Genomic DNA, 9730 nt, shown 5'->3' on the forward strand with positions numbered 1-9730 from the left:
GGCCACGATCCCGGCCAGATAGCCCAGCCGGGCCACCTCGGCGGGCCGGAAATCGGGGCCGGCCTGCCGGCCCAGCAGCAGCGCGGTGCGCGGACCGCCCAGTGGCGCCGCGACCAGGGTGGTGCCCATCTCCCGCCAGAGCTGCGGCACCCATTCGGCCTGGCCGTCCAGCCGCGCGGCGTGCTCGATCGGCAGCACCGGCACGGTGACCGGCTGGGTCTGCGGTGCCCCGTCGCTGCCGGCCAGGCGCTCCAGCCGGCCCACCGCATCGCGCAGCACCAGGCACCAGCTCACCCGCAGCACCGCCGGCGCCTCGGCGGCGAGCACCCGGAGCCGGGCCGATCGGCCGGCGGCGGCGACGTGGTCGATCAGTTCGAGTTCGCGGTGGGCGTCCAGCAGCCCGCTGTGCGGGCGGAGGCTGTCCACCCGCACCCCGTTGAGCGCTTCGGCGGCGGTGATCAGCACGTCCGGCATCGACCCGGCCGGCAGATCGACCACCAGGTCGTCGATGGCGTATCCGGCGCCGCGGTCGACGACGTCCAGCGACAGGATGTCGGCGCCCACCGAGCCGAGCGCGACGGCCAGCCCGCCCAGGCTGCCCGGCCGGTCGGTGAGCTGGACTCGCAGCAGGTAGGTGGGCACGGCCAACACTGTCGCACAGCCGTCGCCAGGCTAGGCTTTCCCCTCGTGTCCCATATCTCTCGCGACGAGGTGGCCCACCTGGCCCGGCTGGCCCGGCTGGCGCTGACCGAGACCGAGCTGGACCACTTCGCCGGCCAGCTCGACGCCATCCTGACCCATGTCGGCGCCATCCAGGCCGTCGACGTCACCGGCGTCGAAGCCACCGACTACCCGCTCAAAGACGTGAACGTCAGCCGCTCGGACGAAGTCACGCCCGGCCTGACCCAGCAGCAGGCGCTGGCCGGTGCGCCGAAGGCCGAAGACGGCCGGTTCGCGGTGCCGCAGATCCTCGGGGAGGGCCAGTGAGCCCGGTCGACGACCTGACCCGCGCCGACGCGGCCACCCTGGCCGCCCGGATCGCCGCCGGCGAGGTCTCCTCGGTCGAGGTGACCCGGGCGCACCTGGACCGGATCGCCGCCACCGACGCCGCGTACGGCGCGTTCCTGCATGTCGGTGCCGAGGCAGCGCTGGCCGCCGCGGCCGCCGTCGACGCCGCCCGGGCCGCCGGGGAGCGGCTGCCGTCCGCGCTGGCCGGGGTGCCGCTGGCGCTCAAGGACGTGTTCACCACCGTCGACGCGCCGACCACCTGCGGCTCGAAGATCCTGGCCGGCTGGCGGCCGCCGTACGATGCCGCGGTGACCGAGCGGCTGCGCACCGCCGGCATCCCGATCCTGGGCAAGACCAACATGGACGAGTTCGCGATGGGCTCGTCCACCGAGAACTCCGCCTACCAGCTCACCCGCAACCCGTGGGACACCGACCGGGTGCCCGGCGGCTCCGGCGGCGGCAGCGCGGCCGCGCTGGCGTCGTTCCAGGCGCCGCTGGCCATCGGCACCGACACCGGCGGCTCGATCCGGCAGCCGGCCGCGCTCACCGCCACCGTCGGCGTCAAACCCACCTACGGCACGGTGTCTCGCTACGGCCTGGTGGCGTGTGCGTCGTCGCTGGACCAGGGCGGGCCGTGTGCGCGCACCGTGCTCGACACCGCGCTGCTGCACGCGGTGATCGCCGGACACGACGCCCGCGACTCCACCTCGCTGGCCGCCGAGGTGCCCGACGTGGTCGGCGCCGCGAAGGCCGGGGCGGCCGGCGACCTGTCCGGGGTGCGGATCGGCGTGGTGCGCCAGCTGCATCAGGGTGAGGGGTACCAGCCGGGCGTGCTGGCCTCGTTCAACGCCGCGGTGCAGCAGCTGGCCACGTTGGGCGCCGACGTCGCCGAGGTGGACTGCCCGCACTTCGACTACGCGCTGCCGGCCTACTACCTGATCCTGCCGTCGGAGGTCTCGTCCAACCTGGCCCGCTTCGACGCGATGCGCTACGGGCTGCGGGTCGGCGACGACGGGACGCACAGCGCCGAGGAGGTGATGGCGCTGACCCGGGCGGCCGGGTTCGGCCCGGAGGTCAAGCGGCGGATCATGCTCGGCACCTATGCGCTCTCGGCCGGCTACTACGACGCCTACTACAACCAGGCGCAGAAGGTCCGCACGCTGATCGCCCGCGACCTCGACGAGGCGTACCGGTCGGTCGACGTGCTGGTCTCGCCGACCACCCCGACCACGGCGTTCAAGCTGGGGGAGAAGGTCGACGACCCGCTGGCCATGTACCTGTTCGACCTGTGCACGCTGCCGCTGAACCTGGCCGGGCACTGCGGCATGTCGGTGCCGTCCGGGCTCTCCGCCGACGACGGGCTGCCGGTGGGCCTGCAGATCATGGCGCCGGCGCTGGCCGACGACCGGCTCTACCGGGTGGGCACGGCCTACGAGGCGGCCCGAGGGCCGCTGCCCGCGGCTGTCTAGCCGCCCCCTTTTCTCCGCGAGCAGACGCTAAGACCCCCGAAAACTCGGCGTATTGGGGGACTTTACGTCTGCTCGGCGCGCGCAACCCGGCAAGATGAACCCATGCGGATCGGAGTGCTCACCGGCGGCGGCGACTGTCCCGGCCTGAACGCGGTCATCCGGGCGGTGGTGCGCACCTGTGACGCCCGGTACGGCTCGAGCGTGGTCGGCTTCCAGGACGGCTGGCGTGGCCTGCTGGAGAACCGGCGCATCCAGCTGGCCAACGACGACCGCAACGACCGGCTGCTGGCCAAGGGTGGCACCGTGCTGGGCACCGCCCGGGTGCACCCGGACCAGCTGCGGGCCGGGCTGGCCCAGGTCAAGCAGACACTGGACGACAACGGCATCGACGTGCTGATCCCGATCGGCGGGGAGGGGACGCTGACCGCGGCGCACTGGCTCGCCGAGGAGAACGTCCCGGTGGTCGGGGTGCCCAAGACCATCGACAACGACATCGACTGCACCGACGTCACGTTCGGCCACGACACCGCGCTGCAGGTGGCCACCGACGCCATCGACCGGCTGCACTCCACCGCCGAGTCGCACCAGCGGGTGATGCTGGTGGAGGTGATGGGCCGGCACGCGGGCTGGATCGCGCTGAACGCCGGGCTGGCCAGCGGCGCGCACGCCACCCTCATCCCGGAGCAGCCGTTCGACGTCGACGAGGTGTGCCGGCTGGTCAAGAAGCGGTTCCAGCACGGCTCGTCGCACTTCATCTGCGTGGTCGCCGAGGGCGCCAAGCCGGCGCCGGGCTCGATGGACTTGCGGGCCGGCGGTCTCGACGAGTTCGGTCACGAGCGGTTCACCGGGGTGGCCCAACAGCTCGCCGTCGAGCTGGAGCAGCGGGTCAAGAAAGAGGTGCGGGTGACCGTCCTCGGCCACGTGCAGCGCGGCGGCACCCCGACCGCCTACGACCGGGTGCTGGCCACCCGGTTCGGGGTGAACGCCGCCGACGCCGCGCACGCCGGCGAGTACGGAACGATGGTGTCGCTGCGCGGCCAGGACATCGACCGGGTGCCGCTGGCCGACGCGGTGCGCCAGCTGAAACTGGTGCCGCAGTCCCGGTACGACGACGCGGCCGCGTTCTTCGGGTAGCAAAGTTCGTCGGGTAGCAAATACATGCACATGGCATGTGCATGTAACATGGAACCCATGTCGGTCGCCATCCAGATCAAGGACGTTCCCGAAGAGGTGCGCGACGCCATCGCGGCCCGCGCCGCCGCCCGCGGTCAGTCCACCCAGGTCTACCTGCGGGCGCTGTTGGAGCGCGAGTTCCGCGCCGAACGCAATGCCCGACTGCTGGCGGGCCTGGCCGGGCATCGCACCCTGGACCTGAGCGCCGACGAGGTGGTCGACGAGATCCGCCGCGGCCGTGCGGGCGACGATTGATCGTCGTCGACGCCAACGTCGTCGTGATGGCGTTGGCGAGTGCGACGGGGCCTGGCGATGCGGCGCGCGCCGCACTGCTCGCCGACGACACCTGGGCGGCGCCGGAGCAGCTGCCGTTGGAGGTGCTGCGGGCGTTGGGGAAAGCCGGCCGCGACGGCCGACTGACCGATGTGAATGCCGTCTTCCAGACGTTCATCGGCCTGCAGTTCGAGTACGTGCAGCTGGATACCGCGATGTTGCAGGCGATTTGGGACATGCGACACAACATCTCCAGCTATGACGCCGCCTATCTCACTGTTGCGACCATCTACGACGCCCCGCTGGTCACCTTCGACATCCGGCTGGCCCGCGCCGCCGAACACGTGCGCCCCGACGTCGACGTTCAGCTGCTGTAAGGCCGGCGGCTCACATCTCACTGAGATCGTCGGGCACGTCGACCGCGTAGGGCCGCAACACGTCCAGGTCCACCACGGCCAGCGTGCGCTGGTGGGTGGCGGCCAGCACCACCGGCGCCGCGCAGCCGTCCTGGTGCGCGCGCAGCCAGTTCACCGCCGTCACACACCACCGATCCCCGGGCCGCAGGCCGGGAAACCGGTACTGCGGCATGGGAGTCGACAGGTCGTTGCCGATCGAGCGCTGATGGGCCAGGAACTCCTCGCTGACCACCGCGCAGATGGTGTGCAGGCCGATGTCTTCCGGGCCGCTGCTGCAGCAGCCGTCCCGGTAGAACCCGGTCATCGGATCCATGCCGCACGGTTGCAGCGGCCCGCCGAGCACGTTGAGATCAGCCATCAGTGCCGAAGTGTAGCGATCCGGCCCGTGCGTCAGGATCAGTCCAGGCTCCCGGCCGGGACCACCCATCGGCACGGCTGACCGGTCACCGCGGCGATCAGCCGATCCCATTCGGGGCATCCAGCTGCGCGCGGACCCGCGCCTGCCGGTCGGCGGTGGCTTGGAGCAGCGCCGCGTTGACGGTTTCCCTGATCGAGGCGGTGCCGAACTCGGCGCGGGTCGCGGAGAGCGCCTACTCATCCAGGTCGACGAGATGCTTGGCCATCCAGTATATATATACGCGAAGCAAGGCATATATCTCCACGGTTCGGTGCGCGCCCCGGTTACCGTGGGCTATGCGCGAGTCGACGTGCGACCTGCTCTGGGCGGACGCCGCCGACATCTACCGTCGGATCTGCGAGCATCCGTTCCTCACCGGCCTCACCGACGGCTCGCTGGCCCGCGAGCGGTTCCGCCACTACGTGGTACAGGACGCCCACTACCTGCGTGGCTACGCCGCCGCGCTGGCGCTGTGCGCGGCCAAGGCGCCGCACCCCGACGAGTTGGCGATGTTCCTCGACCACGCCGGCGGGGCGATCGCCGCCGAGCGGCAGCTGCACGCCGGGCTGCTCGACGGGCTCGGCCTCACCGCCGCGCGGGCCGCCGCCCTGCCGGTGGGCCCCACCACTCGCGCCTACCTGAGCTACCTGCTGGCCACCGCGCACGGCGGCGGCTACGCCGAGGCGGTGGCCGCGGTGCTGCCCTGCTACTGGATCTACGCCGAGGTCGGCCGGCGGCTGCAAGACAGCGGTTCGCCCGATCCGCTGTATCAGGGCTGGATCGACATGTACGCCGGCGACGAGTACCGGGCGGTGGTGGACGCGGTGCTAACGGTGACCGACCGGATCGGCGCGCAGGCATCGCAGACCGAAATCGACCTGATGCGCAACCACTTTCACACCACCGCGCGCTACGAATGGATGTTCTGGGACGCGGCCTACCGGCTGGAGGACTGGCCGGTCTGAACCTGACCGGATCATGGGATGAGGCCGGCGAACCAGGCGGTGTGCACGGTGCGGGTGGTCGGCGGCGGCAGCGTGGCGCCCGGGCCGACGGCGCCGACCTGGACCTTCCACGACGGCGCGGCGCGGTCGACCGCCGGCTGGCCGGGCTTGTTCAGCACCGCCTGCGACCCGCACCGGTACGCCACGTCGTACCCGTCGTCGCGCCCGGCCCAGCCGCCGCCCCAGCGCGGATAGCAGTGCGCGCCGTCGTCCAGCTCCAGCGCGAACGGTTGCGGGTCGGCCGGCGCGGTCACCGGCGGCAGCGGCTCGCCGATGGCCAGCCGGTGCAGCTGCCTGCTCCACACGTCGGGCAGGCAGAGCAGCGCGTTCGGCGGCGACTGCCAGCATACGTAGGCAGCGGCCGCGGGCGGGGAGCTGCAGGCGTAGATGTCGTCGCCGACCGCGAACGGTGACGCGGTGCAGCCGCTGGTTCCGCTCTCCGGCGGCACCGGAGTCTGCGGCTCCCAGTAGCCGTTCATCGGCTTGCCGTCGGGGTCGACGGCCACCACGTTGATCACCTCGGTGCCGGGCTGGGCCGCGGCCGGACCGGCGGTACCCGACAGGGTGAGCAGCGTCGCGACAACCGCCAATCCCGCACGCCTCATTCGTCGAGGGTAACCATCACCCCTAAACTCAGCGACATGACCGCCGCAGAACTGCTCGACTACGACGACGTCGTCGCCCGCTTCGACCCGGTGTTGGGCCTGGAGGTGCACGTCGAGCTCTCCACCGCGACCAAGATGTTCTGCGGCTGCGCCACCACGTTCGGTGCCGAGCCCAACACCCAGGTCTGCCCGGTCTGCCTGGGGCTGCCGGGGTCGCTGCCGGTGCTCAACGCCGCCGCCGTGGAGTCGGCGATCCGGATCGGGCTGGCGCTGAACTGCGACATCACCCCGTGGGGCCGGTTCGCCCGGAAGAACTACTTCTACCCCGACCAGCCGAAGAACTACCAGATCTCCCAGTACGACGAGCCGATCGCGGTCAACGGCCAGCTGGACGTCCCGCTGCCGGACGGCACCAGCTGGCGGGTGGAGATCGAGCGCGCCCACATGGAGGAGGACACCGGCAAGCTGACCCACGTCGGCAGCGAGACCGGCCGGATCGAGGGCGCCACCGAATCCCTGGTCGACTACAACCGGGCCGGGGTGCCGCTGATCGAGATCGTCACCAAACCCATCGAGGGCGCCGGCGAACGCGCCCCGCAGATCGCCCGCGCCTACGTCACCGCGCTGCGCGACCTGATGCGGGCGCTGGACGTCTCCGACGTGCGGATGGACCAGGGGTCGATGCGCTGCGACGCAAACGTCTCGCTGAAGCCCGCCGGCGCAACCGAATTCGGCACCCGAACCGAGACCAAGAACGTCAACTCACTGAAGAGCGTCGAGGTGGCGGTCGGCTACGAGATGCGTCGCCAGGCCGCGGTGCTGTCCGCCGGCGGCACCGTCACCCAGGAGACCCGACACTTCCACGAAGCCGGACACACCAGCCCGGGACGCACCAAGGAGACCGCGGAGGACTACCGCTACTTCCCCGAACCCGACCTGGAACCGGTGGCGCCCAGCGCCGAGACCGTCCAACGGCTGCGCGAGACCATCGGCGAGTACCCGTGGTTGGCCCGCAAGAAGATTCAGGACGAGTGGGGCGTCTCCGACGAGGTGATGCGCGACCTGGTCAACGCCGGAGCGGTGGAGTTGGTCGCCGCCACCGTCGCCGCCGGGGCGCCCAGCGAGGCCGCCCGCGCCTGGTGGGGCAACTTCCTGGTGCAGAAGGCCAACGAGGCCGGCGTCGAACTCGACGCGCTGGGCATCACCCCGGAGCAGGTCGCCGCGGTGGTGGGGCTGGTCGATTCCGGCAAGCTCACCACCAAGCTGGCCCGCCAGGTGGTCGAGGGGGTGCTGGCCGGCGAGGGCGAGCCGGAGCAGGTGATGACCGACCGCGGGCTGGCGGTGGTGCGCGACGACTCGCTGATCCAGGCCGCCGTCGACGAGGCGCTGGCCGCCAACCCGGACGTGGCCGAGAAGATCCGCGGCGGCAAGGTTCAGGCCGCCGGGGCGATCGTCGGCGCGGTGATGAAGGCGACCAAGGGCCAGGCCGACGCCGCGCGGGTGCGCGAGCTGGTGCTGGCCGCCTGCAGCTGATCGCGGATAGTGGTGGCGACATGCCCATTGCCGCTGGCTCATGCCCATTGCCGCTGGCTGCATCCACCACGTCCGGCTCACCGCCATCGGCATCGACCGCTCGCGACTGCTCTGCCAGAGCGTCTTCGGCTGCCGGTCGCCTTGGCCCTCCGCGCGCCGAAGTACCCGGGCCGCGGTTTTCCAGCCTGGGTCGAAGCTCGCTGCGTAACATTCCGGTCATGAGCGACGTGCCGAGTCCGTACCCGGCGCAGCCGGCCGGGCAGTTCCCGCCGCCGGGTGGGCAGTAGCCGTTCCCCGGACCGCCGCCGGGTCGACGGCCGGGCCGGCAGTGGCACCCGGTGATCGTCGTCGGAGCGATCGTGGCGATCGCTGCCGTCGTGGTGGGCGCGGTGATCCTGCTGACCCGGCGAGGGGGCGGTGACCACAACGAAAGCCAACCGTCGTCGTCGACGCAGGACGACCTCGCCGCGGCACCGGGCACCACAACCTGCCAGGCGTGGCAGAAGGCCAGGGCGAAGATGGACGACGCCCCGGCGCTGCCGGACGGGTGGGACTGGAACACGCCCGACATCGACACCCTGATCGGCGAGCGTGCCAAAGTGATCAACCAGGCGCTCGACGAATTCGATCCGCAGATCAAGAACGAGGAGCCGCTGATGGTCGCGGTCTTCGCCCATATCTTCGTCAAGGACAAGCGCACCGAGATGCGCCGGCTGACCACTCACGCGTGGTCCCCGATGGACTCCTTACACGCCAACATCGATCAGCAGGGCCTGGACAAGGCGTGCAACGGGGAGGGGTAGCCCCGCCGCCTTGGGCGCGACGCGTCAGCCCTTCACGCACAGGATCGTCTGCAACCGCGCCACCACCTCCACCAGGTTGGACTGCGCCGCGATCACCGAGTCCAGGTCCTTGTAGGCGCCGGGATCTCGTCGACCACGCCGGCGTCCTTGCGGCACTCCACGCCGGCGGTCTGGGCGGCCAGATCGTCGACCGTGAAGGTCTTGCGCGCCTTGTTGCGGCTCATCCGCCGCCCCGCCCCGTGCGAGGCGGAGAACAGTGACTCCGGGTTGCCCAGCCCGCGGACGATGTAGCTGCCGGTGCCCATGCTGCCCGGGATCAGCGCCAGGTCGCCGGAGCCGGCCCGGATCGCCCCCTTGCGGGTGACGACGAGCTCCTGGCCGTCGACGGTCTCGTGCCCGACGTAGTTGTGGTGGCAGTTCAGTTCGTCACGGAACTCCACCGCCGGGAACCGGTCGCGCACCACCCGGCGCAGCAGCGCCATCATCACCTGCCGGGAGCGCGCTGCGTAGTCCTGCGCCCAGGTCAGGTCGTAGCGGTAGGCCGCCATCTCCGCCGACCCGGCCAGGAAGTAGGCCAGGTCGCGGTCCGGCAGGTCGGCGTTGTGCGGCAGCTCCTGGGCCACCGAGATGTGCCGCTCGGCCAGCTTCTTGCCGATGTTGCGCGACCCGGAGTGCAGTGTCAGCCAGACCCGGTCCTCGTCGTCCAGGCAGACCTCGATGAAATGGTTGCCGCCGCCCAGGGTGCAGGAGTGGGCCGCGCACGGGAAGGGGCCGGAGGGAGAATCCGGTCTCCGTTGGCGATCAAGTCCAGTGGCGCGCCGGTGTAGGCCGGCGACCATAGTGCATGTTGACGGCGTTGACGCTGCATCGTACTATTGACAGTGTTGACGGAAGGAGGATCACGGATGACCGTGTCGCTAGAGGGGGCCGACCGCGATTTCGTATCGACGGCAACCCGCGAGTTTGAACGGGCGCTTACGCAGGCTGTGGCCTCCCACGAGCAGGCGGGCCGCAGCGCCAGCGCGGTGTTGGGCGATCCCCGCTCGTTC

11 protein-coding genes and 1 pseudogene are annotated in these 9730 nt (G+C 71.1%); 8 read left to right on the forward strand and 4 right to left on the reverse strand.

What is annotated here, in order from left to right:
- Nucleotides 1-642: ACT domain-containing protein (locus AC2VNT_RS05200; protein WP_486945838.1), on the reverse strand; the 642-nt coding region annotated here is incomplete at its 3' end.
- 45 nt (nucleotides 643-687) lie between these two features.
- On the opposite strand from AC2VNT_RS05200, the gene gatC reads away from it, so the two are divergent.
- The 5 genes from gatC (at nucleotide 688) to AC2VNT_RS05225 (ending at nucleotide 4300) form a co-directional block, all read left to right on the forward strand.
- A complete protein-coding gene (gatC, locus tag AC2VNT_RS05205) occupies nucleotides 688-987 on the forward strand; it encodes an Asp-tRNA(Asn)/Glu-tRNA(Gln) amidotransferase subunit GatC (RefSeq protein ID WP_486945839.1) in 300 nt (99 codons plus the stop codon).
- On the forward strand, nucleotides 984-2477 hold the full coding sequence (gene gatA, locus AC2VNT_RS05210) for an Asp-tRNA(Asn)/Glu-tRNA(Gln) amidotransferase subunit GatA (RefSeq protein WP_486945840.1): 1494 nt from the start codon (nucleotides 984-986) through the stop codon (nucleotides 2475-2477). Before gatC ends, gatA begins: the two co-directional genes overlap by 4 nt.
- A 102-nt stretch (nucleotides 2478-2579) precedes the next feature.
- On the forward strand, nucleotides 2580-3611 hold the full coding sequence (locus AC2VNT_RS05215) for an ATP-dependent 6-phosphofructokinase (RefSeq protein ID WP_486945841.1): 1032 nt from the start codon (nucleotides 2580-2582) through the stop codon (nucleotides 3609-3611).
- A gap of 57 nt (nucleotides 3612-3668) precedes the next feature.
- On the forward strand, nucleotides 3669-3905 hold the full coding sequence (locus AC2VNT_RS05220; RefSeq protein ID WP_486945842.1) for a FitA-like ribbon-helix-helix domain-containing protein: 237 nt from the start codon (nucleotides 3669-3671) through the stop codon (nucleotides 3903-3905).
- Nucleotides 3902-4300 (forward strand): type II toxin-antitoxin system VapC family toxin, encoded by a 399-nt coding sequence (locus tag AC2VNT_RS05225; RefSeq protein WP_486945843.1) that lies wholly within the window; start codon nucleotides 3902-3904, stop codon nucleotides 4298-4300. The genes AC2VNT_RS05220 and AC2VNT_RS05225 overlap by 4 nt, the downstream gene beginning before the upstream one ends.
- Before the next feature lie 10 nt (nucleotides 4301-4310).
- Here AC2VNT_RS05225 and AC2VNT_RS05230 read toward each other — a convergent pair whose 3' ends face one another.
- Entirely contained in the window at nucleotides 4311-4697 is a 387-nt protein-coding gene (locus tag AC2VNT_RS05230; protein ID WP_486945844.1) for a DUF2237 family protein, read from the reverse strand.
- Between the two features lie 335 nt (nucleotides 4698-5032).
- Between AC2VNT_RS05230 and tenA the strand changes: the two genes are divergently transcribed.
- Nucleotides 5033-5701, forward strand: coding sequence for a thiaminase II (tenA, locus tag AC2VNT_RS05235; RefSeq protein ID WP_486945845.1), 669 nt, complete (start codon nucleotides 5033-5035; stop codon nucleotides 5699-5701).
- A gap of 11 nt (nucleotides 5702-5712) precedes the next feature.
- Here the strand turns inward: tenA and AC2VNT_RS05240 are convergent, their stop codons facing one another.
- Entirely contained in the window at nucleotides 5713-6345 is a 633-nt protein-coding gene (locus tag AC2VNT_RS05240) for a hypothetical protein (RefSeq protein WP_486945846.1), read from the reverse strand.
- A gap of 36 nt (nucleotides 6346-6381) precedes the next feature.
- On the opposite strand from AC2VNT_RS05240, the gene gatB reads away from it, so the two are divergent.
- Both gatB and AC2VNT_RS05250 read left to right on the forward strand, forming a co-directional pair.
- The gene (gene gatB, locus AC2VNT_RS05245) at nucleotides 6382-7878 is read left to right on the forward strand and encodes an Asp-tRNA(Asn)/Glu-tRNA(Gln) amidotransferase subunit GatB (protein ID WP_486945847.1); all 1497 of its coding nucleotides are present in this window, start codon (nucleotides 6382-6384) and stop codon (nucleotides 7876-7878) included.
- Between the two features lie 338 nt (nucleotides 7879-8216).
- A complete protein-coding gene (locus AC2VNT_RS05250; protein ID WP_486945848.1) occupies nucleotides 8217-8681 on the forward strand; it encodes a hypothetical protein in 465 nt (154 codons plus the stop codon).
- A 24-nt stretch (nucleotides 8682-8705) separates the two neighbouring features.
- On the opposite strand, the pseudogene AC2VNT_RS05255 reads toward AC2VNT_RS05250, so the two are convergent.
- Nucleotides 8706-9424 (reverse strand): annotated as a pseudogene (locus AC2VNT_RS05255) (RtcB family protein); the annotation flags it as partial.
- Nucleotides 9425-9730: the final 306 nt, after the last annotated feature.

The organism is Mycobacterium sp. TH-M15 (assembly GCF_057473705.1).

Excerpts from the sequence above, each read along its gene's own strand:
- AC2VNT_RS05240 (WP_486945846.1), bottom strand. The coding sequence starts at position 6,345 with ATGAGGCGTGCGGGATTGGCGGTTGTCGCGACGCTGCTCACCCTGTCG.
- AC2VNT_RS05230 (WP_486945844.1), bottom strand. The coding sequence starts at position 4,697 with ATGGCTGATCTCAACGTGCTCGGCGGGCCGCTGCAACCGTGCGGCATG.
- gatB (WP_486945847.1), top strand. The coding sequence starts at position 6,382 with ATGACCGCCGCAGAACTGCTCGACTACGACGACGTCGTCGCCCGCTTC.
- tenA (WP_486945845.1), top strand. The coding sequence starts at position 5,033 with ATGCGCGAGTCGACGTGCGACCTGCTCTGGGCGGACGCCGCCGACATC.
- AC2VNT_RS05220 (WP_486945842.1), top strand. The coding sequence starts at position 3,669 with ATGTCGGTCGCCATCCAGATCAAGGACGTTCCCGAAGAGGTGCGCGAC.
- AC2VNT_RS05215 (WP_486945841.1), top strand. The coding sequence starts at position 2,580 with ATGCGGATCGGAGTGCTCACCGGCGGCGGCGACTGTCCCGGCCTGAAC.